This is a genomic window from Pseudomonas sp. DrBHI1, assembly GCF_002205115.1.
Classification (GTDB): Bacteria; Pseudomonadota; Gammaproteobacteria; order Pseudomonadales; family Pseudomonadaceae; genus Aquipseudomonas; species Aquipseudomonas mosselii.
On the sequence record NZ_NIBE01000014.1, the window covers coordinates 1 to 24,117 of the forward strand.

General features: G+C 65.0%; 19 protein-coding genes and 1 tRNA gene. 6 read left to right on the forward strand and 14 right to left on the reverse strand.

The annotated features are described in order from the left end of the window. Positions 1-1,103: MFS transporter (locus CC207_RS02195; protein ID WP_088851505.1), on the reverse strand; the 1,103-nt coding region annotated here is incomplete at its 3' end. 104 nt (positions 1,104-1,207) lie between these two features. Between CC207_RS02195 and CC207_RS02200 the strand changes: the two genes are divergently transcribed. Beyond that, positions 1,208-1,648 (forward strand): helix-turn-helix domain-containing protein, encoded by a 441-nt coding sequence (locus CC207_RS02200; protein ID WP_088851506.1) that lies wholly within the window; start codon positions 1,208-1,210, stop codon positions 1,646-1,648. Positions 1,649-1,722: 74 nt separating this feature from the next. On the opposite strand, the gene CC207_RS02205 is transcribed toward CC207_RS02200, so the two are convergent. Beyond that, positions 1,723-2,655: an NAD-dependent epimerase/dehydratase family protein gene (locus tag CC207_RS02205; RefSeq protein WP_088851507.1), complete on the reverse strand. Its 933-nt coding sequence runs from the start codon at positions 2,653-2,655 to the stop codon at positions 1,723-1,725. Then, complete coding sequence (locus CC207_RS02210; protein WP_028690262.1) at positions 2,648-3,532, reverse strand: sugar nucleotide-binding protein; 885 nt, start codon at positions 3,530-3,532, stop codon at positions 2,648-2,650. Before CC207_RS02210 ends, CC207_RS02205 begins: the two co-directional genes overlap by 8 nt. 182 nt (positions 3,533-3,714) lie before the next feature. On the opposite strand from CC207_RS02210, the gene CC207_RS02215 reads away from it, so the two are divergent. Further along, complete coding sequence (locus CC207_RS02215; RefSeq protein WP_028690261.1) at positions 3,715-4,554, forward strand: alpha/beta hydrolase; 840 nt, start codon at positions 3,715-3,717, stop codon at positions 4,552-4,554. A gap of 39 nt (positions 4,555-4,593) precedes the next feature. Here the strand turns inward: CC207_RS02215 and CC207_RS02220 are convergent, their stop codons facing one another. Continuing rightward, positions 4,594-5,406, reverse strand: coding sequence for a helix-turn-helix transcriptional regulator (locus CC207_RS02220; protein ID WP_028690260.1), 813 nt, complete (start codon positions 5,404-5,406; stop codon positions 4,594-4,596). Positions 5,407-5,587: 181 nt separating this feature from the next. On the opposite strand from CC207_RS02220, the gene CC207_RS02225 reads away from it, so the two are divergent. Both CC207_RS02225 and CC207_RS02230 read left to right on the forward strand, forming a co-directional pair. Then, entirely contained in the window at positions 5,588-7,030 is a 1,443-nt protein-coding gene (locus CC207_RS02225; RefSeq protein ID WP_028690259.1) for a sodium:alanine symporter family protein, read from the forward strand. A 75-nt stretch (positions 7,031-7,105) separates the two neighbouring features. Continuing rightward, complete coding sequence (locus CC207_RS02230; protein ID WP_028690258.1) at positions 7,106-8,095, forward strand: asparaginase; 990 nt, start codon at positions 7,106-7,108, stop codon at positions 8,093-8,095. Between the two features lie 95 nt (positions 8,096-8,190). Here the strand turns inward: CC207_RS02230 and CC207_RS02235 are convergent. From CC207_RS02235 to CC207_RS02275, 8 genes are all read right to left on the reverse strand, one after another. After that, positions 8,191-8,286: transfer RNA gene (locus CC207_RS02235), tRNA-Sec, on the reverse strand. A gap of 18 nt (positions 8,287-8,304) precedes the next feature. Then, positions 8,305-10,215: a selenocysteine-specific translation elongation factor gene (gene selB / locus CC207_RS02240; RefSeq protein ID WP_069016312.1), complete on the reverse strand. Its 1,911-nt coding sequence runs from the start codon at positions 10,213-10,215 to the stop codon at positions 8,305-8,307. Continuing rightward, on the reverse strand, positions 10,212-11,639 hold the full coding sequence (gene selA / locus CC207_RS02245; protein ID WP_088851508.1) for an L-seryl-tRNA(Sec) selenium transferase: 1,428 nt from the start codon (positions 11,637-11,639) through the stop codon (positions 10,212-10,214). Before selA ends, selB begins: the two co-directional genes overlap by 4 nt. Before the next feature lie 133 nt (positions 11,640-11,772). Then, positions 11,773-12,693 carry a formate dehydrogenase accessory protein FdhE gene (gene fdhE, locus CC207_RS02250; RefSeq protein WP_028690255.1) on the reverse strand — a complete coding sequence of 307 codons (921 nt, stop codon included), beginning with the start codon at positions 12,691-12,693 and terminating at the stop codon, positions 11,773-11,775. A 4-nt stretch (positions 12,694-12,697) separates the two neighbouring features. Further along, entirely contained in the window at positions 12,698-13,354 is a 657-nt protein-coding gene (locus tag CC207_RS02255; protein ID WP_028690254.1) for a formate dehydrogenase subunit gamma, read from the reverse strand. Further along, the gene (gene fdxH, locus CC207_RS02260; protein ID WP_028690253.1) at positions 13,351-14,301 is read right to left on the reverse strand and encodes a formate dehydrogenase subunit beta; all 951 of its coding nucleotides are present in this window, start codon (positions 14,299-14,301) and stop codon (positions 13,351-13,353) included. Before fdxH ends, CC207_RS02255 begins: the two co-directional genes overlap by 4 nt. After that, complete coding sequence (gene fdnG / locus CC207_RS02265) at positions 14,301-17,369, reverse strand: formate dehydrogenase-N subunit alpha (RefSeq protein ID WP_139121029.1); 3,069 nt, start codon at positions 17,367-17,369, stop codon at positions 14,301-14,303. The genes fdxH and fdnG overlap by 1 nt, the downstream gene beginning before the upstream one ends. Positions 17,370-17,522: 153 nt before the next feature. Continuing rightward, the gene (locus tag CC207_RS02275; protein WP_028690250.1) at positions 17,523-18,392 is read right to left on the reverse strand and encodes a DMT family transporter; all 870 of its coding nucleotides are present in this window, start codon (positions 18,390-18,392) and stop codon (positions 17,523-17,525) included. A 171-nt stretch (positions 18,393-18,563) separates the two neighbouring features. Between CC207_RS02275 and CC207_RS02280 the strand changes: the two genes are divergently transcribed. Next, positions 18,564-19,061 (forward strand): heme-binding protein, encoded by a 498-nt coding sequence (locus CC207_RS02280; RefSeq protein WP_088851509.1) that lies wholly within the window; start codon positions 18,564-18,566, stop codon positions 19,059-19,061. Positions 19,062-19,174: 113 nt separating this feature from the next. Here the strand turns inward: CC207_RS02280 and CC207_RS02285 are convergent, their stop codons facing one another. Next, a complete protein-coding gene (locus CC207_RS02285) occupies positions 19,175-19,720 on the reverse strand; it encodes a single-stranded DNA-binding protein (protein ID WP_028690243.1) in 546 nt (181 codons plus the stop codon). A 9-nt stretch (positions 19,721-19,729) separates the two neighbouring features. After that, entirely contained in the window at positions 19,730-21,124 is a 1,395-nt protein-coding gene (locus CC207_RS02290; protein WP_028690242.1) for an MFS transporter, read from the reverse strand. Between the two features lie 129 nt (positions 21,125-21,253). On the opposite strand from CC207_RS02290, the gene uvrA reads away from it, so the two are divergent. After that, positions 21,254-24,088 (forward strand): excinuclease ABC subunit UvrA, encoded by a 2,835-nt coding sequence (gene uvrA / locus CC207_RS02295; RefSeq protein ID WP_028690241.1) that lies wholly within the window; start codon positions 21,254-21,256, stop codon positions 24,086-24,088. Positions 24,089-24,117: the final 29 nt, after the last annotated feature.

Genomic DNA, 24,117 nt, shown 5'->3' on the forward strand with positions numbered 1-24,117 from the left:
ACCCCGCACACCGCCACCCAGCCCCACTGTCCGTAAACCCAGGTCGCCACGACCGCCCCTACCCCGCTGCCGAGCGAATAGCAGCACATGTAGGCGCCGATCAGCCGGCTGGCCATCTCGCCGCGCCCCGCCAGCAGCAGGCTCTGGTTAGTCACGTGCACCGCCTGCACGGCCAGGTCCAGCATCAGAATCCCGACTACCAGCGCCAGCAATGATTGCTCAAGGTAGGCGATGGGCAGCCACGACAGGGTCAGCAGACCCAATGCCCAGCCAGTCACCCGCCGTCCATGTCCGTGATCCGCCAGACGCCCGGCACGCGATGCCGCCAGTGCCCCCGCCACGCCGGCCAGACCGAACAGCCCGACTTGCGTGTGATCCAGTGCCAGTGGCGCGGCGCTCAAGGGCAGCACCATCGCACTCCACAGCACGCTGAACGCCGCGAACACCAGCACCGCGAACACACCGCGCTCACGCAGCAGACGGTCATGTCGATACAGCCGCAGCACCGATGCCAGCAACGCCCGATAGCGCTGCCTCTGCCCCTGCGGCCTGGCGACAGGCAAGCGCCAGGCGAGCAGCCCCGCCATTGCCAGCGCAAGCACCGCCGCCAGGCCATACACACCCTGCCAGCCGAGCAGGTCGGCTACCGCGCCTGATACCAGGCGCGCCGAGAGGATGCCCAGTACCACGCCGCTGGTCACCGTGCCCACTACCTGCCCTTGTTCGGCGGGCGTGGCGAGCGTGGCGGCATGCGCCACCATCACTTGCACCACCACCGCGGCCAGGCCGATCAGGGCCATTGCGACCAGCAGCAAGGCCCAGTCCACGGCAAAGGCTACCGCCAGCAAGGCACCGGACGAGACCAGCAACTGGCCGAGGATCAGCCGCTTGCGATCGACCAGGTCCCCCAGTGGCACGATCATCAGCAGCCCCAAGGCATAGCCAGCCTGGGTCATTCCCACTACCAGGCCGGCGCGGGCGCTGCTCACCCCAAGGCTCGCCGCCATCGACTCCAGCAGCGGCTGGGCGAGATACACCGTGGCCACGGCCAGTGCGCAGGCGGCTGCCAGCAACAACGTCAATCCACGGGTGAGCGTCGACATCGAAGACTCCCTTTCAATTCTAGTTTCAATTTAAAACCACATAACTAGCTTCTTAACAAAAGTGGTTTTATTATGCAACCAGATAGACACCCAAGGATCGCGCCATGCTCGACGAGAACAACCAGCAATGCCCCGTGGCCCGCGCCCTGGAGGTGATCGGCGACCGTTGGGCGCTGTTGATCCTGCGCGATGCCTTTGACGGCCTGCGCCGCTTCAGCGAATTGCAGAAGAACCTGGGGCTGGCGAAGAACATCCTCGCCTCGCGCTTGAAGCTGCTGGTGGAGGCGGAACTGCTGGTGCAGCAGCCGGCCTCGGATGGCAGTGCCTACAAGGAATATGTGCTGACCGAACGGGGGCGCTCGGTGTTTCCGATCGTGATCGGCTTGCGCCAGTGGGGGGAGCGCTACCTGTTCACGGCGGGGGAATCACGCTCGCAGGTGGTGGATGATCGTGGCCAAGGCCTGGAGACGCTGCAGGTGCGGGCCCGGGATGGGCGGGAGGTGCGGCCGGAGGATTGCCGGCGGCGGGTGGTCCGGCATTCGTGATGCCATCGCGGGGCAAGCCCGCTCCCACCAGCCCCCATGGCGACGTGGGAGTGGGCTTGCCCCGCGATGGGGATTCAGACCTTGCCGAGCAACCGCGCCAGCCCCTCGACGAACGGCGTCGGCTCAGGGAACGCGAAACGCGCCAGCAAGCGCGAATTGTCTGCCCGCGAATGGCGGATATCGCCCGAGCGGGCCTGACCGTAGCTGACCGCCGGCAAACCGCCCACCACCTGCTCCAGTGCCTTGAGCAACTGGTTCAGCGAAGTCGCCTGGTTCAGGCCGATATTCACCGCGCCCTCTTCCACCACCGGCTGTTCAAGTGCCTGCACCATCACCTGGACCAGATCGCCGACGAACAGGAAGTCGCGGGTCTGCTCGCCATCACCGAACACGGTGATCGGCGTACCCTGGATGGCGCGCTCGCAGAAGATGCTGATCACCCCCGAATACGGCGAGGAAGGATCCTGGCGCGGCCCGAAGATATTGAAGAAGCGGAACACCACCGGCTCCAGCCCATGCTGGCGGCGGTAGAAGTCCAGGTACTGCTCGCTGGCCAGCTTGTCCACCGCATAGGGAGTCAACGGTGCCTTGGGCGTGTCCTCGGCAATCGACTGGCCTTCGCCATTGTTGCCGTACACCGCCGCGCTGGAGGCGAACAGCACGCGACGGATGCCATTCAGGCGCATCGCCTCGCAGACATTGAGCGTGCCGATGAAGTTGCTCTGGTGGGTCTTCACCGGATTTTCCACCGAGGCCTGCACCGAGGCTACCGCAGCCAGGTGCACTACCGCCTGGCAACCAGTGGCGGCACGGGCCACCAGGGCGGCGTCGGCGACATCGCCTTCGAGCAGTTCAAGACGCGGATGGCCGAGCTGCAGGTTGCTGCGCTTGCCGGTCGACAGGTCGTCGAGGATACGCACCGCGTAGCCTTTCTCCAGCAACGCATCGCACAGGTGGGAGCCAATGAAGCCGGCACCGCCGGTGATCAGGATGGGGGCGTCAGCCATGTCGGTAGAATCGGTCCAGTAGGGGCGGCAAGCCGGCGCGCCAGGCGCGGGGCTTGATGCCGAAAGTGTGAAGGATCTTCTTGCAGGCCAGCACCGCGTGCTGTGGCTCCTCGCTGGCATCCGGGCGGGCGGCGTGGGCCTGGGCGGTCGGCGCCTGAACGGCCAGCTTGCGCCACTGGGTGGCCTCGGTGAGGATCGCCTGGCCGAGCACCAGCGGCGTGGTAGCCTCGTTGCCAGCATAGTGGTAGGTGCCCCACAGCGGCGCCTGGCAATCGAGCTGCTTGAGCACCGAGAGGATCACCCGCGCGGCGTCGTCCACCGGCGTCGGGTTGCCGCGGCGGTCATCGGCCAGCAGCAATTCCTGGGGCTGTTCGGCGCGGGTCAGGAAGCGCCCGAGCGCGCCGTCGATGCTTTCGTCCAGCAGCCAGCCGAAGCGCAGCAGCACATGCTGCGGGCAGGTGGCGCGCACGCTCTGCTCGATGCGCCAGAGCGCCTGGCCGCGCAGGCCGAGTGGCACCGGCTCGTCCTTCTCGCTGTAGGCAGTGGCGCGCGAGCCATCGAACACACGGTAGCTGGACGGTTGCACAAGGATCATCTCGTGGTGCTGGCACAGCTCGGCGAGCCGCTCCACCGCCCGCTCCTGCTGGGCCAGGCGTTGCTCGCTGACGGACTCGGCCTGGAACCAGTCGAAATAATAGGCCAGGTTGACCACGGCGTGCGGACGTTGCTCGTCGAGCAGCAGGGTCAGGCTGGCCGGATCCCAGCCGTTTTCCGGCGGGCGAGGCGCCAGGAAGGCGATATCTTCCTCGGCCCCAAGACGAATCAGCGCTTGCCCGAGGGCATTGCCACCACCCAACAGCATCAGGCGCATACGCATAGAGTCAACAGGTCCGGTCTGGTCGATGGAGGAAAGGGGTTCATTTTGCTGTTTCCGACAGGGGAAGTCCAACCCAGGCAAGGCCTGGCGCGCGCCGCGTGGCGATTGGCACCGGTCGGGGCGGTATTCCGCCTTTGCCGACAGCTACTTATACTGCGCCAGGCCTGTTCAAGGAGATCAACATGGATGCCGAACTGAACACTGCACAGCGCGCCAGATGGCAATTCGACGAGCCCGCGCCCGGCCCGGAGCGGTTCATTGACGAGGATTTTGCCGACTATCGCCAGCAGGCACGCCTGCTGCTGCCAGACGCCGAGCGTGCCCCCACGGTATTCGTGGTCGGCGGCGCACGCTCCGACTTCACCCGCCTCAACCCGTTGCTCTACCGCCTCCAGCAGCAGGGCATCGGCTCGTTGACCGGCAACCTGTCCGGCCACAGCCTGGCCAGCGAACCAGGGGCCAAGGACGCCTCGTTGGACATCAACCTGCAGGAGGCCTTGCGCTTTCACCGGCATCTGGACACGCGCAGCGACACCCTGGTCGGCCACAGCCTGGGCGCGTCCATAGCCCTGAAGCTGGCCGCCCAGCGCCCCAGCGTGCGCAAGCTGGTGCTGATCTGCCCGGCGGTCTACCCCGACGCGGCCCATGCCGCGCCCTTCGGGCCGGCCTTCAGCGAGGCCATCCGCAAGCCTTATGCCTTCCTCGACTGCGACAGCTACGCCTTCCTGCGCCAGTTCCAGGGCCGCGTGCTGCTGGTGATCGGCGAATACGACGGGCTCAACTCCAGGGTCCACGGCCAGGGGCCCGGCACCTCGGCCGGTACCCGGCGGCTGGCGGGCGTCGAGCGCTACAGCCCGATTCCCGAGGAGGTCACCCACGCGTTGCTGCGCTCGGTGCCGGCGCCCCATGTGGAGTGCCTGATGCTCACCGACTGCGACCACGGCATCGCCGCGCACCTGCGCGCCCGGCCGGAGGTCGCGGACCAGGTGGCCGATGCGGTGGCGGCGTTCATTCTCGACTAGTCCTGCGGCGCCCGCTCCCAATGCGCGGCCAATGATGGCTCACTCGATCTCGAACAACCCGTTGCTGACCATCCCCGCGCTCAGCCGATCACGTATGTCGTCATCGATGCGCGGATCGTCCGGGCGGTACAGCTTGATCTGCCGGTAGGCGTTGATGCGGTTGATCTCCTCGCCCAGGTATTCCCACACCACCCGGGTGCACGCCGGATTGCGCCGGTCACCGCTGGAAACCCCGGTCTTGAGGCCGTTCAGGCGGCTGATGCGGCTCTTGAAGCTGGGGATGAGAATCGTCTGGCTCATCTCGTTGAAGGTCAGCGACTCGTAGTCGATCAGGAACATCCGGTCCTGCAGCTGGAACGCCGCGCCGAGGTAGCGGCAACGCACCTCGGCGTGCTGGTCGAGGCCGCTGCTGCGCTCCTGGCGTTCCTGGCGCTCGAACAAAAAGCTGCCGCGCTCCTCCCACAGATGCACCAGCGACACCAGGATCGAGCCTGGCACCGACATGCAGTTGGAATATTCGAAGTAGTAGCCGCAATAGCGCGACAGGTTGCCGGCTTCTTTATGCAGCGGCCTGAACAGTTCGCTGATCGGGTCGTCCTGAGGACCGACACGCTGTTCCTGGGTGCGTGCGCCGATCAAGCGGGCGAACTGTTCGGCCGGCAGACCCAGCTCGTAATCCTCGACCCCGAAGAAATCGCCGATGCGTTTGAGGTTGTAAGCCGTCGGACGGCTCTGACCGCTCAGGTACTTGTTGAACTGCGCGCGATTGATCGACAGCTGCCGGCAAACCTCGGAGATAGAGCGGTAGTGGCTACAGGCCAATTTGAGGTTGATAGCGAAATGATCGCCCATGATGCGCAGGTCCGGATGATGCGAGTGACGCCATTCTAGCATCAAGTCGCACCAAAACGGAGCAACCCGCGAAATTGTAACCACAGTTGTCATAGCCAACCATGCGCCCCCAATGAAAAGCGGTGCGCCTGCCGCCCGCTGGTCTTTCCACGCGAAGAATAAGAATCGAGGTCATTTTCCAATGCTCGAAGCACTCAACGATTTCCTCTCGGGGAAACTGCTCATCGTGCTGATCGTCGGACTCGGCGGTTACTTCACCATCCGCTCGCGGTTCGTCCAGTTCCGCCATTTCGGCCACATGTTCGGTGTCTTCAAGGAATCCCTTCGCGGCCAGGCAGGCCAACTGAGCTCGTTCCAGGCCTTGATGCTGAGCCTGGCCGGTCGCGTCGGCGCCGGTAACATCGCCGGTGTCGGTATCGCCGTGACCCTCGGTGGCCCGGGCGCCGTGTTCTGGATGTGGGTCACCGCGCTGGTGGGCATGTCCAGCAGCTTCTTCGAATGCACCCTGGCCCAGGTCTACAAGCGCGCCGATGGCGATGGCCTGTACCGCGGCGGCCCGGCGTACTACATCCAGCACGGCCTGAAGCTGAAAAGCATGGCGATCGTGTTCTCGATCCTGCTGCTGGTCACCTACGGCTTCGCCTTCATCGGCCTGCAGTCGTACACCGTGACCCACTCGCTGCAGAACGCCTTTGCCTTCGATCCGAAACACACCGGTATCGTCTTGGCAGCCCTGCTGGCCCTGACCTTCATCGGCGGTATCAAGCGCATCGCCGCAGTGTCCGACCTGCTGGTACCGGTCAAGACCCTGGCCTACATCGGCGTGACCCTGTACGTGATCGGCACCCAGATCGAACACGTCCCGGCCATGCTGGAAACCATCTTCAAGAGCGCCTTCGGCCTCGACCCTGCGTTCGCTGGCCTGCTCGGCAGCGCCATCGTCATGGGCGTGAAGCGTGGCGTGTTCGCCAACGAAGCAGGCCTGGGCAGCGCGCCGAACGTCGCCGCCGTGGCCGCCGTGAAGCACCCGGGCGCCCAAGGCGTAGTCCAGGCCTTCAGCGTGTTCCTCGACACCTTCGTGATCTGCACCTGCACCGCGCTGCTGATCCTGCTGTCGGGCTTCTACACCCCGGGCTTCGAAGGTGACGGCATCGTCCTGACCCAGAACTCGCTGGCCGCCGTGGTCGGTGACTGGGGCCGCATCTTCGTCAGCGTTGCGCTGTCGCTGTTCGTCTTCACCTGCATTCTCTACAACTACTACCTGGGCGAAAACAGCCTGCAGTTCCTCAGCCGCAACCGCTCCGTGCTGATGACTTTCCGCGGCCTGGTACTGGCGCTGGTGGTGTGGGGTTCGACGCAGGACCTGTCGACCGTGTTCGCCTTCGCCGACATCACCATGACCTGCCTGGCATTTGTCAACCTGATCGCCCTGGCCATGCTGTTCAAAGTCGGCCTGCGCGTCATGCGCGACTACGACGCTCAGCGCAAGGCTGGTATCAAGCAGCCAGTGTTCGACTCCAGCAAGTTCACCGACCTGGACCTGGACCGTGCCGCCTGGCCGGCCAATCCGCAGGCTGAAACAGCCACTGACAAAGCCGCCGTTCAGGCGCACGCTCAGCGCTGATATTCTCCCCTGCCCCAGCCGCCCCGTCCGTGGGCGGCTGCCTCTTCCTTCGCTACATCGCTACGGAAAATTCCCATGCGTGCAGTCAAGAATCTTCTCGTCCTTTACACCGGTGGCACAATCGGCATGCTGCAGACTGCCGAAGGCCTCGCGCCGGCCGGTGGCTTCGAAGCGCGCATGCGTGACCACTTCGCCAACTGCGGCGACGCGCCAAAGGTGCACTGGTCGCTGCGTGAGCTGAACCCACTGATCGACAGCGCCAACATGCAACAGGCCAACTGGCTGGCGATGCGCGATGCCATCGTCGAGGCGGTCGAGCGTGATGGCCACGACGGCGTGCTGGTGCTGCATGGCACCGATACCCTGGCCTACAGCGCCGCGGCCCTGTCGTTCCTGTTGCTGGGCCTGCCAGCACCAGTGCTGTTGACCGGTTCCATGCTACCGGCCGGCGCGCCGGACAGCGATGCCTGGGCCAACCTCGTCGGCGCCCTGAACCTGTTCGAAAACGGCCTGGAAGACGGCGTGCAGCTGTACTTCCACGGTCAGCTGCTGCACGGCTGCCGCGCCTCGAAGTTGCGCAGCGAGGCGTTCGACGCCTTCACCGTGCTGCCCCGCCATCGCGAGGGCGAACACACTTCTGAGCTGCCGACCCGCCTGGACTACCGTCAGCCACGCCAGCCGGTCAAGCTGGCGGTCATGCCGGTGTTCCCTGGCCTTGCCGCCGAACATCTGCGTGGCCTGTTCGACAGTGGCATCCAGGGGCTGGTGCTGGAGTGCTACGGCAGTGGCACCGGCCCGTCCGACGACCAGGCACTGCTCGACGTGCTGCACGACGCCCGCCAGGGTGGGGTGATGATCGTTGCCATCAGCCAGTGTCCGGAAGGTTCGGTGGTATTCGACACCTATGCCGCCGGCAGCCGTCTGCGTGACACCGGTCTGGTCAGTGGCGGTGGCATGACCCGCGAGGCGGCGCTGGGCAAGCTGTTTGCGCTGTTGGGCGCAGGGTTGGACGTGCAGGCGGCGGAACATTGGTTCGCGCTGGACCTGTGCGGCGAGCGCGCCTGACTCGCAGATCGTCCGTTCGCCATCGCGGGGCAAGCCCGCTCCCACAAATCCGTGGGAGCGGGCTTGCCCCGCGATCGTTTCAGCCTCTGGAAAAGTGGCGGAAGGCAGCGGGAGTCGAACCTGCCCGGGAACGGCTGCCGTCCCCAACCGGGTTTGAAGCCCGGCCGCGCCACCGGGCGCGATTGCCTTCCTTGAAATCAGGGCCCGCGTTACGGTTGGGCCAGGGCGCTGTCGACGCGGATATGACGCAGGTCGCCAACTCGTCGGGTCAAGCCAACGCGGTCGAAATACTCGAGAATCTGCACAGTGCGCTTGCGACCGATGGCCAAACCATCGCGAAACGCCGCGACCTGCACTATCGGCGATGTCTCGGCCTGACGCAACAGCAGCTCTGTCATGCGCTTGAACGTCGTCTCCGGGTAAAACAGGTCACGCACCACCTGGTGCACCAGGCCCAACCGGGCAAGCTTGCGCAACAGCAGGCGCACGTCAGCCTCGTCGCAGCCCTCCTCGCCGGCCAGGGTCCGCACCCAGGGCGGATCGAACTCGCCCGCCAACAGGCGGGGCAACAGACGCGCCCACAACGCGGTATCCGCCTCGCTCAGCTGGACCCGGTGATCCGGCAGGTGCAGCCACGGGCCACTGCTGCTGATCGCGCCTTCGCCCAGCAACTCATCCAACAGGCTGACAAACGCAGGCCGCTCCAACGGCAATGCGGTAAAGCGGCGCAGTCGGTCACGGTCCGGGCCAAGCTGATCAGGCTCCTGTTCATGGAACTGCGCCAGGCGCTCCAGCACTTGTCGCTTGAGCGCCTGCCACTGTAGGCAATCGAACAGCAACTGACCTTGACGCGTGGCAATCACCAGCACCGCATCCGGCAACTGCCAGGTCTCACGCAGGCGATTGAACTGACGCTCCAGACGCCGGGGCTCGAGCCCGCCCGGGGCTGCCTCCAGCAAGGCCGGCAACGCCCGCTCGAGGCCGTCGGCATTGCGCAACACCTGCAACTGGCGCAAGCGCGCCTCGCTGCGCCGCTGCCGGCTCGGGGCGAATGGATCGAGCACACGGCCACCACCCAGCGTGCGCTGGGCGCGCTGGTCGCGCAGAACCAGACGATCCCCATGCACTGCCTGCAACGGTGCATTGAGCAGCAGTTGGGCGAACATGCGCTGGCCAGCCTCGAGCCGTTCCCCTTCGAGCAACGCGACCCGGGCAGTGACATCCTGGGTCCCCAGGTGCACGTGCACCGCGCTGAAGTGCTCGAACACGCGTGTTTCTCCGGCCAGCAAGGTGAGGTCGATATCCACTCGCACGCTGGGTGCATGCAACCACTCAGGTAGCAGCCAGTCGCCGCGATGTACCTGTTCGGCCGAGAGCTTTTCCGCGCTGATATTCAATGCCACCCGCTGCCCTGCCTCGGCGACCAATGCCGCCTGGTTTTGCGCGTGCAGGCCACGCACCCGCACCGGTTTGCCTACCTTGCCCAACAGCAAGGTGTCGCCGACGCTGACCCGCCCGGCCAGCGCCGTGCCAGTGACCACCACCCCTGCCCCGGAAACCGCGAAGGCCCGGTCCACGGCCAGGCGGAAACCGCCGCGCACGCTGCGCTGGCGAACATGCGCCTCGGCCGCCAGCAAGGCCTCGCGCAGGGCGTCGATTCCCGCGCCGGACAGGCTCGAAACCGGAAATTGCCTGGCCCCGGCATAGGGCCCAGGCGCGAGCAGTTCGGTGACCTGGGCCTGGACTTCGATCAACCGCGCCGGCTCGACCCGGTCGCATTTGCTGATGACCACCAGCGCCTGGGGAATACCCAGCAGTTCGATGATCGACAGGTGCTCACGAGTCTGCGGCATCACCCCGTCGTCGGCGGCCACCACCAGCAGCACCAGGTCGATGCCATGGGCGCCGGCAAGCATGTTGTGAATAAAACGCTCGTGGCCAGGCACATCGATAAAACCTGTCAGCGGCGCGCCTTCGGCCAACGGGGCATAGCGGTAGCCAAGATCGATGGTCATGCCCCGGGCACGCTCCTCCTGGCGTGTGTCGCCGGCTTGGCCGGTCAGGGCCTGGAGCAGCGCGGTCTTGCCGTGGTCGATGTGGCCGGCGGTACCGACGATCACTGCACCGGCCCCAACTGCAACGCCGGCAGTTGCGCCAGCCACTGGGCCTCATCGTCCAACTGGCGCAGGTCGAGCCACAGGGCATCGTCATCGATGCGGCCGAGCACCGCCACCGGCAAGTCGCGCAGCGCCCGCTCCAACACATGCAGGCTGCGCCCACGCAGTTTCTTCGACACCTGCGGACGCAGGCACAAGGCCGCGCTGGGCAGGCGCGCCACGGGCTGGCTGCCGCTACCGATCATGCCCAGGGCCGGTTCTACGCTGACCGTCCATTGCGTACCCAGCCTTGCGGCCAGTTCAGGCGCCAGGCGCTCGGCCTGGGCGGCGATCTCCGCCTGGGGCCGGGTGAGCAGGCGCAGGCTCGGTAGACGCTCGGCCAGACGGTCCGGGTTGCGATACAGCGCCAACACGGCTTCGAGTGCCGCAAGGGTGATCTTGTCCACCCGCAGGGCACGCTTGAGCGGGTTCTTCTTGATCTTCGCGATTAGCGCCTTGCGCCCGACGATGATCCCCGCCTGCGGCCCGCCGAGCAGTTTGTCGCCACTGAACGTGACGATGTCGGCGCCATCGGCCAGCGCCTGGCGCACGGTCGGCTCGGCCGGCAAGCCCCAACGGGTCAGGTCGAGCAGGCTGCCGCTGCCCAGGTCTTCAAGCAGCGGCAACTCATGAGCATGAGCGATGCGCGCCAGTTCCGCGGTAGGCACCTGGGTAGTGAAACCCTGGATGCTGTAGTTGCTGCAATGCACGCGCATCAGCAGGCCCGTGCGCGGGTTGATCGCGGCTTCATAGTCGCGGGCGTGGGTGCGGTTGGTGGTGCCGATCTCGTGCAGCTTCACCCCCGCGCGCGCCATGATGTCGGGGATGCGGAAGGCGCCGCCGATCTCGATCAGCTCGCCCCGGGAGATGATCCCTTCCTTGCGCGCGCCCAGGCTGTTGAGCGCCAGCAGCACGGCGGCGGCGTTGTTGTTGACCACGGTGACGGCCTCGGCGCCGGTCAGCTCGCGGATCAGGCTTTCGATCAGGTCGTCGCGGTCGCCGCGCTTGCCGGTGTTGAGGTCGAACTCCAGGTTCAGCGGATAGCGGGCGGCGGTCTGCATGGCGTCGATCGCTTCCTCGGGCAGCAAGGCCCGGCCCAGGTTGGTGTGCAGCACCGTGCCGGTGAGGTTGAACACCCGGCGCACCTGGCTGCGCTGCTGGATGGCCAGGCGTTCGCCGGCTCGGCCCAGGAGCACTTCGGCGGTCAGTTCGGTGGCACTCAGTTGGCCGAGGCGAGCAGGCTCGCGCAGGTCGTCGAGCAACTGGCGCAGGGTGGCCAGCGTGGCGTCACGACCGTGTCGGTCGATCAGCGGGGCGCAGGCCGGGTGGCGCAGCAAGGTGTCGATGGAAGGCAGGCGTGGGGTGTCGCTGGCGAGGGTTGAAGACATCAGTACTACCTTAAACAAATCCGTTGTCTGTTCCGGCCTCTTCGCGGGCAAGCCCGCTCCCACAGGTACTGTACGCTTCCTGTGAGAGCGGGCTTGCCCGCGAATCAGGCGACTCGGTCTTGCAGTGTAGACACTACCCCGGCGCCAACAGCAGGTTCGGCGCCAGCCGATGGAAACCCTCCTCGTCCAGGCGCATGTCCAGCGCCAGGCTCGCCAGGTCGTCGGCCAGCGGCTCGGCCGCGGCGTCGTTCTCCAGGTAGCACTGCTTGAGGTAGCTCTGGCACCCCGGGCAGCACTCGGCGCGCAGCGGCGCCTTGCCCGGCGCGTGGCGGTCATCCTCGAGGTTGCTGTAGCGCAGGTCCTTGCTCGACTCGCAGTACACGCACTTGACCCGCACCACATGCCATTCGCAGGCACACAGCGAGCAGGCCAGGTAGCGCAGGCCATTATGCTTGCCACGGTTACGCACTACCCCGGCCATGGCCGGCGATCCACAGGCTGGGCACTGGGCCAGGCTGCCCGCAGGCTTGAGCTCAGGCGCAGGCAAGGCCAGCAGCCAGCTGGACCACGCCGCCTGCAACGCGGCGCCAATGAAGGGCACCAGCGCCGCCGGCACTGCATCGTACTGGCCACCGAGCAGGGCGATAGCCCAGCCCTTGCGCTGGGCATCGTCGCTGCCACGCAACGCATCCAGCGCCTCGGCCAGTGGCCCGTCGGATGCGGTCTCGAAGCGCTCGAGCAACGCCTGCAACCAGACCAACCAAGGCCCTTCACGCACCAGGCTGTCGGCCGCCAGGGGCGGCAAACCATGACTTATACACAGGCGCTGGCGCTCTTCGGCCACCGGTAATCCCGCAGGCGGGTTATCCACAAGCTGCTGCTGAATCCGGCACAGCCGGGCCATCAACCGCAGGTAATCACCCAGGGCGTTACCCTCGGCCAGTTGCTCAAGCCGTGTGGCGCGCACCTCGAAGAGGTGGGCGGCGGGCAGGTGCAGAAACGGCGGCATCACTGCCGACGCTTCGATCTGTCCAGGTTCGAGAATCGTGCTCAAACGGTCATCCTTCTTTTCCACCGTGGTTGTGTGGCGACTTGTCGCCGGTCACTTCCCGGTACCACAGTTCATGGTGCTTGCGCGCCCAGGCGCGGCTCACCCAGCCATGCAGCATGGCGCCGATCGAACCCTTGATCCAGATCCCGGCATAGATGTGCACGATGATGCTGAGGATCAGCACGAACGCCGCCAGGGCATGCAACAGCGTGGACAGGCGAATGACCTCGATGCCGAACCAATGGCTGAAGTACGCGCGCCAGATCACCACGCCGCTGACCAGCAGCACCAGCATGCAGGCCAGCAAGGTCCAGAACAGCAGCTTCTGCCCGGCGTTGTACTTGCCGACCGGCGGCACGCCCTCTTCCTTGTTGAGCATCACCCGGTCGATGCGGCGCAGCCACAGGCGGTCGTTGGCGGTGATGAAGTTGGCGCGCCAGAAGCGCAGCACCAGCCCGAGGAAGAACACGAACATGCCCACGCCGATGAACGGGTGAAGGATCCGCGTCCACGGCCCGCCGCCAAACAGGTGGCTGAGCCAGAACAGTGCCGGATGGAACAGCGCCAGCCCCGAAAGGCCGGCCAGCACGAACAGGATCGCCACGACCCAGTGGTTGCTCCGTTCGTTGGCGTTGTAGCGCAGGATAGGCTTGTTGTCATTCATGGCCGCTGCTCCCCCTGCCCGCCCGGGCGGTTCGGATCATAGACATGCACCGCCGGGTCGACCTCGTGGACCGTGTTATCCACAGGCGCCGGGTGTTCGTCCTCCTCGACCCGCTGCGGCCCCACGCGTACATAGTGGAAGAACCCGGCCAGCACCGCCGCGCCCATGGCCAGCAGCGCCAGGGGCTTGCTGAAGCCCTTCCACAGCCCCACCAACGGGCTGATCACCGGTTGGTCCGGCAGGCCGGCGTAGATCCTCGGCGTGTCGGCGTGGTGCAGCACGTACATCACATGGGTGCCGCCGACGCCATCCGGATCGTACAGCCCGGCGTTCTCGTACCCCCGCGACTTCAGGTCGACGATGCGCTCGTCGGCATGCACCTTCATCTCCTCCTTGCTGCCGAAGACGATCGCCCCGGTCGGGCAGGTCTTCACGCAGGCCGGCTCCAGGCCCACGCTCACGCGGTCGGAACACAGGGTGCACTTGTACGCCTTGTGATCCTTCTGCGAGATGCGCGGGATGTTGAACGGGCAGCCGGTGATGCAATAGCCGCAACCGATGCAGTGGTCCTGGTTGAAGTCGACGATACCGTTGGCATGCTTGATGATCGCCCCCGGGCTCGGGCAAGCCTTCAGGCAACCGGGCTCGGCACAGTGCATGCAGCCGTCCTTGCGGATCAGCCACTCCAGGTTGCCGTCGTCGCGCTCGTGCTCGGTGAAGCGCATCAGGGTCCAGGTCTCGGCGCTGAGGTCCTGGGGGTTGTCGTAGGTGCCGTGGTTGTGGCCGACCTCGTCACGCAGTTCGTTCCACTCCGAGCACGCCACCTGGCAGGCCTTGCAGCCGATACACTTGGTGGTGTCGATCAGCTTGGCGACTTCCTGCTGCTGGCGTACCGAGGGCGGTACGGTGGTGGTGGCCGAGCGGGCGATGATGTCTTGGCTGGCCATCAGAGTTTCTCCACTTTGACGAGGAACGACTTGGACTCCGGCGTCTGCGTGTTGCCATCACCGAGGAACGGCACCAGGGTGTTGGTCAGGAAGCCGTGCCGCGTGCTACCGGTGAACCCCCAGTGCAACGGGATGCCGATCTGGTGCACGGTCTGGTTGTTGACCTGCAACGGACGGATCCGCTTGGTCACCACCGCCACCGCGTCGATATAGCCGCGCTTGCTCGACACCCGCACCCGGTCGCCGGCCTTGATGCCCTTCTCGTTCGCCAGCACCTCGCCGATCTCGACGAACTGCTCGGGCTGGGCAATGGCGTTGAGCCGGCAATGCTTGCTCCAGAAGTGGAAGTGCTCGGTCAGCCGGTAGGTGGTCGCCGCATGGGGGAACTCGTCGTGGGTGCCGAGGGTGTCCCACACCGAATCGAAGATCCGTCCGGCCGGGTTGCTGGTGGCCTTCTTGTTCTGCGGATGCAGCGGGTTGATACCGATCGGCGTCTCGAACGGCTCGTAGTGCTCAGGGAACGGCCCCTCGGCCATCTTGTCGATGGCGAAGAACCGCGCCACGCCCTCGGGGTTCATGATGAACGGATTCATCCCCGCTTCCGGCGGCGAGTCGACCTTGAAGTCCGGCACGTCGGTGCCGGTCCAGGCCTTGCCGTTCCACCACACCAGGCGTTTCTTCTCCGGATCCCACGGCTTACCCTGCGGGTCGCTGGAGGCACGGTTGTAGAGGATCCGCCGGTTGGCCGGCCAGGCCCAGGCCCAGTTCTGCACCTGGTGCATGCCGTACGGGTCGCTGTTGTCGCGCCGGGCCATCTGGTTGCCCTGCTCGGTCCAGCAACCGGCGAAGATCCAGCAGCCCGACGCGGTGCTGCCGTCGTCCTTCATCTGGGCGAAGCCGGCCAGTTGCTGACCGGCCTTGAGCGTGGCGCCGGTGGCGTCGGTGAGGTCGCTGACCGCCCAGCCGTTCATCTCCTTGGCCAGCTCTTCGGGCGAAGGCTCTTCCGGGACCTTGTACGGCCAGCTGAGGTTGAGCATCGGGTCGGGATAGGTGCCGCCTTCGGCCTGGTAACGCTTGCGCAGGCGCAGGAACAGCTCGCTCATGATGTGCACGTCGGTGCGGGTCTCGCCCGGACCGTCGGCGCCCTTCCAGTGCCACTGCAGCCAGCGGCTGCTGTTGACCAGCGAGCCGTCTTCCTCGGCGAAGCAAGTGGTGGGCAGGCGGATCACCTCGGTCTGGATGTTGGCGGTGTCGACGTCGTTGAACGCGCCGGCGTTGCGCCAGAACTCGGAGGTCTCGGTGGCCAGCGGGTCCATGACCACCAGCCACTTGAGCTTGGCCAGGGCCGCGGTGACGCGGTTCTTGTCCGGCAGCGCGGCGATGGGGTTGAAGCCCTGGCACATGTAGCCGTTGACCTTGCCCTGGCCCATCATCTCGAACATGCGCAACACGTCGTAGGCCGGCACGTCGAGCTTGGGCAGCCAGTCGTAGCCCCAGTTGTTGGCGGCGGTGGCGTTGGCGCCGTACCAGGCCTTCATCAGGCTGACGTGGAACTTGCCGTAGTTCTGCCAGTACGACAGCTGCCCCGGCCGCAGCGGCTTGGAGGCGCGCTTGTCGATGTAGGCGGCGTAGTCCTGCTCGGCGTCGCCGGCCAGGGTGAGGTAGCCCGGCAGCGAGTTCGACAGCAGCCCCAGGTCGGTCAGGCCCTGGATGTTGGAGTGCCCACGCAAGGCGTTGACCCCGCCCCCCGGCATGCCGACGTTGCCCAGCAGCAACTGCACCATGGCCGCGCTGCGGATGATCTGCGCGCCGATGGAGTGCTGGGTCCAGCCCAAGGCATAGAGGATCGTCATGGTCTTGCCCGGTGTCGAGCAGGTGGCGATCTCTTCCCAGATCTTCATCATCTGGTCCTGGGGCATGCCGCAAGTCATGCTCGCCAGTTCCGGCGTGTAGCGGCTGTAGTGCTGCTTCATCAGCTGGTAGACGCAACGCGGGTGCTGCAGCGTCGGGTCGACCTTCGCATAGCCGTCCTCGCCCAGCTCGTAGCCCCACCCGGACTTGTCGGCGTACACGCGCTTGGCCGCGTCATAGCCGCTGAACAGCCCGTCCTCGAAGCCATAGTTCTCTTTGACGATAAACGACACGTCGGTGTAGTTGCGCACGTACTCGTGCTGGATCTTGTCGTTGCTCAGCAGGTAATTGATCAGCCCGCCCATGAAGGCGATGTCGCTGCCGGTACGGATCGGCGCGTAGTAATCAGCCACCGAGGCGGTACGGGTAAATCGCGGGTCGACCACGATCAGCCGCGCCTTGTTGTGCGCCTTGGCTTCGGTCACCCACTTGAAGCCGCACGGGTGCGCTTCAGCGGCGTTGCCGCCCATCACCAGGACCAGGTTTGCGTTGGCGATGTCAGACCAGTGATTGGTCATCGCGCCACGGCCATACGTCGGGGCAAGACTTGCCACCGTCGGGCCGTGTCAGACACGCGCCTGGTTATCGAACCCCAGCATGCCCAGCGAACGGATCACCTTGTGCGTCAGGTAGCCCGCTTCGCTGGAAGCGGCGGACGCGGCGAGAAAGCCGGTGGTGAGCCAGCGGTTGACCGTCTGGCCCTGGGCGTTCTTCTCGATGAAGTTGGCGTCGCGGTCCTGTTTCATCAGCTCGGCGACGCGGTCGAGGGCTTCGTCCCAGTCGATGCGGGTCCACTCGTTGCTGCCCGGCTTGCGCACCTCGGGGTACTTGAGGCGGCTGGGGCTGTGGATAAAGTCCAGCAGGCCGGCGCCTTTCGGGCACAGGGTGCCGCGGTTGACCGGATGGTCCGCGTCGCCCTCGATGTGGATGATATTCTGTTTGACGTTCTTGCCCGCGTCACCCTGGCTGTACATGATCAGGCCGCAGCCGACCGAGCAATAAGGGCAGGTGTTACGGGTTTCTTTGGTATGCGCCAGCTTGAAGTGGCGCACCTGCTCGGCGAACGCGGGTGTCGGGGCCATGCCCAACGCCGCAAGGCTCGAGCCTCCAAGGCCGACGGCGGCGACCTTGAAGAATTGCCGACGGTTGAGATCCATCGTGCACTCCTGATCAGGTTCTCGGGCGCGCGGGACTTGGCCGGCGCCTCAGGGACTTCACGGTGACGGTGGACAGACACCGCCAACTGTTAAGCCTAGTCAAGAATCTGCAAAGCGCGATGATCTGGATCAGGCGCAAGGCAAATCGCCGCCTTATCCATACAGATGCAACAGGACCGCGCCCGCCAGCACCAGGAGCACCCCGACGATCTGCAGCAGGGACAGGCGCTCACGGTAGAACAGGAAGCCGAGAATGGCGGCGATGCCTCCGGACAAGGTACTGATCACCGTGACGACTGCGATCGAGCCATGCAACGCGCCCCAGGAAAACGCCGAGAAGCCTCCCAGGTTGAAAAGGCTGGCTCCACACAAGGTCCCCCAGGTCTTGAGCCTGACCGTAACCTGGTTTCGAAACATTCGCAGTGCTTCAGGCAGCAGGAACAGAACCCCCACCCCGTAGCCCAGCGCCAGCATGTTCACCGGCCCCAGCACTGGCAGGGCGTACTTGCCCTGAACCCAGAAGCTGACGCCATACAGCAGCGCCGCCAGCAGGGCGAAGCCGACCGACAGCCGACCGTCCGCAGGCGCTTGCCCACTGCCGCCCTTTGCCTCACGGCTGGCCAGGACCACACCCAGAAAGCAGGTCAGCAACCCGAAGATCTGCCAGGTGCCCAGCGTCTCGCCGCCCAGCCAGGCGAGCAGCGTGGTGAACACGCCATAGGAAGTCACCAGCGGCGCCACCACCGAGGTCTTGCCGATCGCGAACGCCTTCGAAAGAGCCAACGCGCCGCTCAGGGTACACAGCGCCGCCAGGCAGGCGAGCAGCAGCACGCTCGCCGGGGCCGCGACCATCTTGATGAGTTGCTGGGAAGATACGGCAATGATGAGCCCCATCAATAACAGGCCCAACAACTGTCCGAAGAATACCGCCCGCTTTACCCCGACCGCCCGGGCATTCATGCCGACCAGAAAGTCGGTGGCTCCCCAGAGTACGGCCGCCAGCAGCCCCATGAGCACATCCATGTCTCGGTTCCTGAATGGGAGGAGCGTGACGATAGCCATCGTCAGTTCCAAAGTTCAAGCCACATGACGGCATTCAAGAACAGCACTACGTCGCTATCGGAAACGTACTACGTCGCGAAATATCCTGTGCCTGTTAGGTTAACGGGCCACACATGGACGAGGCTCACGGGCATGAGCATCAAGTACCTTTTGACCACTCTCTTGATTGGCACTTCGGTGTTCCTTCAACCCACCGTAGCGGCGACGGCAGACAATGTTCACACGCCTCCCACCACGCAGCAGATCACAACCGAGCGAGCACGGAGCATGGCCGATGCCGCAGAACGTGCCACCCGCGCCCAAGGCTTTGCCATTGTCATCAGCATCGTCGACAACCACGGCAACCTGAAGTACTTCCACCGCATGGATGGCACCAGCAGCGGCAGCATCCAGGTCGCGCAGCTCAAGGCAGAGACATCCGCCCGCTTCCCTCTGTCGACCCGCTCGCTCGGCGAGCGCAGCACCGCGCTGCCGGCCAATCCCTACGCCTCGCTCCCCGGGTTCACCCTGCTGGAAGGCGACCTGCCGATCATGGACGCGAACGGCAGGCATATCGGCGGCATCGGTATCAGCGGAGCAACGCCGGAACTGGACGCCCAATTTGCCAGAACGGCACTCGAGGAAGGCTGACGCCTTGTCAGAGCACCGGCTTCAGACAAAAAGAAACCCGCTTCAGGTATGAAGCGGGTTTCTTGTTTCAGCTCCGTTTTCGCGGGAGGCAGCCATGGCGCCTCCTGGAAGTATCAGAACGGAATATCGTCGTCGAAGCTGTCGAAGTCAGCGGCTGGCTGCGGAGCCGGTTGTTGCGGCGCCGGGCGCTGTGGCGCCTGCTGCGGACGCGGAGCCTGCTGACGAGGAGCCTGGTTGTACTGCTGCTGGCCACCTTGGTTGTAGTTGTTACCACCACCTTGGTTGTATTGGTCACCACCACCCTGCTGACCCTGCGGACGACCGCCGAGCAGCTGCATGGTGCCGTTGATGTCGACGATGATCTCGGTGGTGTAGCGCTTGATGCCGTCCTTTTCCCACTCGCGGGTCTGGAGCTTGCCTTCGATGTAGCACTGCGAACCCTTGCGCAGGTACTCGCCGGCAATCTCGGCAACCTTGCCGAACAGCGACACACGGTGCCACTCGGTACGCTCGACCTTCTGGCCCGACTGCTTGTCGGTCCACTGCTCGCTGGTGGCCAGGCTCAGGTTGGTCACGGCGTTACCGTTGGGCAGGTAGCGGACTTCGGGATCCTGACCGCAGGTACCGACCAGAATGACTTTGTTAACCCCACGGGCCATAACGTTCTCCTAGGCTTCGCACGCCGCAGAGGCTGGGTTCACCAGACGCTCGAGGGTCGCACGGTCCAAAATTTTCGTATCCAGTTTGATATAGATGGCGGCTTCTTCTGCCACCACCACGGCGTCGGTCACACCCGGCACGGCCATCAGGCGCTCGGTCAGCCCGGCTTCCCGGACCGCTTCCGGCGTCAGCTGCATGCGCAGGCTGGTCACGTACGGCGGCTCGTTCATGCGCAACGCAGTGAGCAGCCACAGGACGCACAACACGGCACATCCCAGGAACACCATGCTCAAGCCACCGTGCTGGAACAACCAGCCACCGAGGATGCCTCCCAGTGCGGCGCCGAGGAACTGGCTGGTGGAGTAAACCCCCATCGCCGTCCCCTTGCCACCGGCAGGCGACACCTTGCTGACCAGCGAAGGCAAGGATGCCTCCAGCAGGTTGAATGCAGTAAAGAATACCACGGTGCCGATCACCAGTCCGCGCAAGTTGTCAGCCCACTGCCAGAAGAACACCTCCACCAGCAGCAGGACACTGACCGCGCCGAGCAACACGCGTTTCATCTTGCGCTTCTTTTCCCCGTAGATGATAAAGGGGATCATTGCAAAAAATGAAACCAGCAACGCGGTGAGGTACACCCACCAGTGCTGTTCCTTGGGCAGCCCGCCGCGCTCGACGAACGCCAGGGGCAGCGCCACGAAGCTGGCCATCAGGATCGCGTGCAGCACGAAGATGCTGATATCCAGGCGCAGAAGGTCCGGATTGCGCAGGGTCGGGCCGAGGGCCTGACGGGCGACACCGGACTCACGATGGGTCAACACATTGTGCGAACTGGGCACGACGAAGGCGATCAGGCCGATGCCGAGCAGGGCAAGTCCTGCGGTGGCAAGGAACAATCCTGACAAGCCAAAGGCGCGAGTCAACAGCGGGCCGACGACCATCGCCACGGCGAACGACAGGCCGATGCTCATGCCGATCATGGCCATGGCCTTGGTCCGGTGCTGCTCGCGGGTCAGGTCGGACAGCAACGCCATCACTGCCGCGGAAATCGCCCCCGCGCCCTGCAGGATACGCCCGGCGATCACGCCCCAGATAGAATCGGCCTGGGCCGCCAGCACGCTGCCCAGGGCGAAGATGATCAACCCCACGTAGATCACCGGGCGGCGGCCGATGCGGTCGGAAATCACTCCGAACGGAATCTGCAGCACGGCCTGGGTCAGGCCGTAGGCACCGATGGCCAGACCGATCAGCGCAGGCGTGGCGCCGGCCAGGTCCATGCCGTAGGTGGCCAGCACCGGAAGTACCATGAACATGCCCAGCATACGAAAGGCGAAGACCAGGGCCAGGCCGCTGGCAGCGCGGGTTTCGCTGCCACTCATGCGCTCGTTGTGGGTGTCGTGCATGGATTAACCTCGTGTGAACCGGCGGCGATTCTATCAGTCCGACGCCTTGGCGGCATATACGCGACGCTTTGCCGCGTAATGGCAGCGCGCCGTATACTCCTTTGTTTATGCCCGCCGAGCGAGGCCGTAGTGGACAAGATCCTGATCCGTGGGGCACGTACCCACAACCTGAAGAACATCGACCTGACCCTGCCCCGGGACAAACTGATCGTGATCACCGGCCTGTCCGGATCCGGCAAGTCCTCGCTGGCGTTCGACACCCTGTACGCCGAAGGCCAGCGCCGCTACGTCGAATCGCTGTCGGCCTATGCCCGGCAGTTCCTGTCGATGATGGAAAAGCCCGATGTCGACACCATCGAAGGCCTGTCGCCGGCGATCTCCATCGAGCAGAAGTCGACCTCGCACAACCCACGCTCGACCGTCGGCACCATCACCGAGATCTACGACTACCTGCGCCTGCTCTATGCCCGCGTCGGTACCCCGCGCTGCCCGGACCACGATATCCCGCTGGAGGCGCAAACGATCAGCCAGATGGTCGACCTGGTGCTGGAAAAGCCCGAAGGCAGCAAGCTGATGCTGCTGGCTCCGGTGATCCGCGAGCGCAAGGGCGAGCACCTGGCGGTGTTTGACGAACTGCGTGCCCAGGGCTTCGTCCGCGCCCGGGTCAACGGCAAGCTCTACGAACTCGACGAATTGCCCAAGCTGGATAAACAGAAGAAGCACAGCATCGATGTGGTGGTCGACCGCTTCAAGGTCCGCGCCGACCTGCAGCAGCGCCTGGCCGAATCGTTCGAGACCGCGCTCAAGCTGGCCGACGGCATCGCCTTGGTCGCGCCGATGGACGACGAAGACGGCGAGGAACTGATCTTCTCGGCACGCTTTGCCTGCCCGGTGTGCGGCCATGCGATCAGCGAGCTGGAGCCCAAGCTGTTTTCCTTTAACAACCCGGCCGGTGCCTGCCCGACCTGTGACGGCCTGGGGGTGAAGCAGTTCTTCGACACCAAGCGCCTGGTCAACGCCGAGCTGACCCTGGCCGAAGGCGCGATACGTGGCTGGGATCGGCGCAACGTCTATTACTTCCAGATGCTTGGCTCACTCGCCGCGCACTACGGTTTCAGCCTCGAGGAACCGTTCGGCGAACTGTCGGCCGAGCACCAGAAGGTCATCCTGCAGGGCAGCGGCAAGCAGAGCGTCGATTTCAAGTACCTGAACGACCGTGGCGACATCGTCAAGCGCTCGCACCCCTTCGAGGGCATCGTGCCCAATCTTGAGCGCCGCTACCGCGAAACCGAGTCGGCCACCGTGCGTGAAGAGCTGGCCAAGTTCCTCGGCACCCAGCCCTGCCCCGACTGCCGCGGCACCCGCCTGCGTCGTGAGGCTCGCCATGTGTGGGTCGGCGAGAAGACCCTGCCGGCGGTGACCAACCTGCCGATCGGCGAAGCCAGCAACTACTTCGGCGAGCTGACCCTCACCGGGCGGCGTGGCGAGATCGCGGCAAAGATCCTCAAGGAGATCTGCGAGCGCCTGCAGTTCCTGGTCAACGTTGGTCTCGACTACCTGACGCTGGACCGCAGCGCCGATACCCTGTCCGGCGGCGAAGCCCAGCGTATCCGCCTGGCCAGCCAGATCGGCGCCGGCCTGGTCGGGGTGATGTACATCCTCGATGAACCGTCCATCGGTCTTCATCAACGGGACAACGACCGCCTGCTGGCCACCCTCAACCACCTGCGCGACCTGGGCAACACGGTGATTGTGGTCGAGCACGACGAGGACGCCATCCGCCTGGCTGACTACGTGGTGGATATCGGCCCAGGCGCCGGCGTGCATGGCGGCCAGATCGTCGCCGAGGGCTCGCCCGAAGAGGTCATGGCGCACCCCGACTCGCTGACCGGCAAATACCTGTCCGGGCGCAAGAAGATCGTCGTCCCGGCCAAGCGCACCCCACGCAACAAGAAGCTGTCGCTCAAGCTCAAGGGCGCGCGGGGCAACAACCTGCAGAACGTCGACCTGGAAGTGCCGATCGGCCTGCTGACCTGCGTGACCGGCGTGTCCGGCTCGGGCAAGTCGACGCTGATCAACAACACCCTGTTCCCCCTCGCCGCCACCGCGCTCAACGGCGCGAGCAGCCTGGAGGCCGCGCCACACGCCAGCGTCGATGGCCTGCAGCACCTGGACAAGGTGGTGGATATCGACCAGAGCCCGATCGGCCGCACGCCTCGTTCCAACCCGGCGACCTACACCGGTATCTTCACGCCGATCCGCGAGCTGTTCGCTGGCGTACCGGAGTCGCGTTCCCGTGGCTACGGCCCGGGGCGCTTCTCGTTCAATGTCAAGGGCGGGCGCTGCGAGGCCTGCCAGGGTGACGGCCTGATCAAGGTGGAAATGCACTTCCTGCCGGACATCTACGTGCCCTGCGATGTGTGCAAGAGCAAGCGCTACAACCGCGAAACACTGGAGATCAAGTACAAGGGCAAGAACATCCACGAGGTACTGGAAATGACCATCGAGGATGCCCGCGAGTTCTTCGATGCGGTCCCGGCCCTGGCGCGCAAGCTGCAAACGCTGATGGATGTCGGCCTGTCGTACATCAAGCTGGGGCAATCGGCGACCACCCTGTCGGGTGGCGAGGCGCAGCGGGTCAAGCTGTCACGCGAGCTGTCCAAGCGGGACACCGGCAAGACCCTGTACATCCTCGACGAACCGACCACAGGTCTTCATTTCGCCGATATCCAGCAGTTGCTGGACGTGTTGCACCGCCTGCGTGACCACGGCAATACCGTGGTGGTGATCGAGCACAATCTGGATGTGATCAAGACCGCCGACTGGCTGGTCGACCTGGGGCCGGAGGGTGGCTCCAAGGGTGGGCAGATCATTGCCTGCGGTACGCCGGAAGAGCTGGCCGAGAAGAAACAGTCTTATACCGGACATTACCTCAAGCCGCTGCTGGAACGCGATCGGGCCTGATTTCAGGCCCGAAAAAAACCCTGTGGGAG

What these genes read in the sequence shown, in the direction of transcription:
- CC207_RS02200 (WP_088851506.1), top strand. Translation starts at nt 1,208, where the DNA reads ATGCTCGACGAGAACAACCAGCAATGCCCCGTGGCCCGCGCCCTGGAG.
- CC207_RS02275 (WP_028690250.1), bottom strand. Translation starts at nt 18,392, where the DNA reads ATGGATGTGCTCATGGGGCTGCTGGCGGCCGTACTCTGGGGAGCCACC.
- CC207_RS02210 (WP_028690262.1), bottom strand. Translation starts at nt 3,532, where the DNA reads ATGCGTATGCGCCTGATGCTGTTGGGTGGTGGCAATGCCCTCGGGCAA.
- selA (WP_088851508.1), bottom strand. Translation starts at nt 11,639, where the DNA reads ATGTCTTCAACCCTCGCCAGCGACACCCCACGCCTGCCTTCCATCGAC.
- CC207_RS02215 (WP_028690261.1), top strand. Translation starts at nt 3,715, where the DNA reads ATGGATGCCGAACTGAACACTGCACAGCGCGCCAGATGGCAATTCGAC.
- CC207_RS02225 (WP_028690259.1), top strand. Translation starts at nt 5,588, where the DNA reads ATGCTCGAAGCACTCAACGATTTCCTCTCGGGGAAACTGCTCATCGTG.
- CC207_RS02230 (WP_028690258.1), top strand. Translation starts at nt 7,106, where the DNA reads ATGCGTGCAGTCAAGAATCTTCTCGTCCTTTACACCGGTGGCACAATC.
- CC207_RS02290 (WP_028690242.1), bottom strand. Translation starts at nt 21,124, where the DNA reads ATGCACGACACCCACAACGAGCGCATGAGTGGCAGCGAAACCCGCGCT.
- CC207_RS02205 (WP_088851507.1), bottom strand. Translation starts at nt 2,655, where the DNA reads ATGGCTGACGCCCCCATCCTGATCACCGGCGGTGCCGGCTTCATTGGC.
- fdxH (WP_028690253.1), bottom strand. Translation starts at nt 14,301, where the DNA reads ATGGCCAGCCAAGACATCATCGCCCGCTCGGCCACCACCACCGTACCG.
- CC207_RS02220 (WP_028690260.1), bottom strand. Translation starts at nt 5,406, where the DNA reads ATGGGCGATCATTTCGCTATCAACCTCAAATTGGCCTGTAGCCACTAC.
- CC207_RS02280 (WP_088851509.1), top strand. Translation starts at nt 18,564, where the DNA reads ATGAGCATCAAGTACCTTTTGACCACTCTCTTGATTGGCACTTCGGTG.
- CC207_RS02285 (WP_028690243.1), bottom strand. Translation starts at nt 19,720, where the DNA reads ATGGCCCGTGGGGTTAACAAAGTCATTCTGGTCGGTACCTGCGGTCAG.
- CC207_RS02255 (WP_028690254.1), bottom strand. Translation starts at nt 13,354, where the DNA reads ATGAATGACAACAAGCCTATCCTGCGCTACAACGCCAACGAACGGAGC.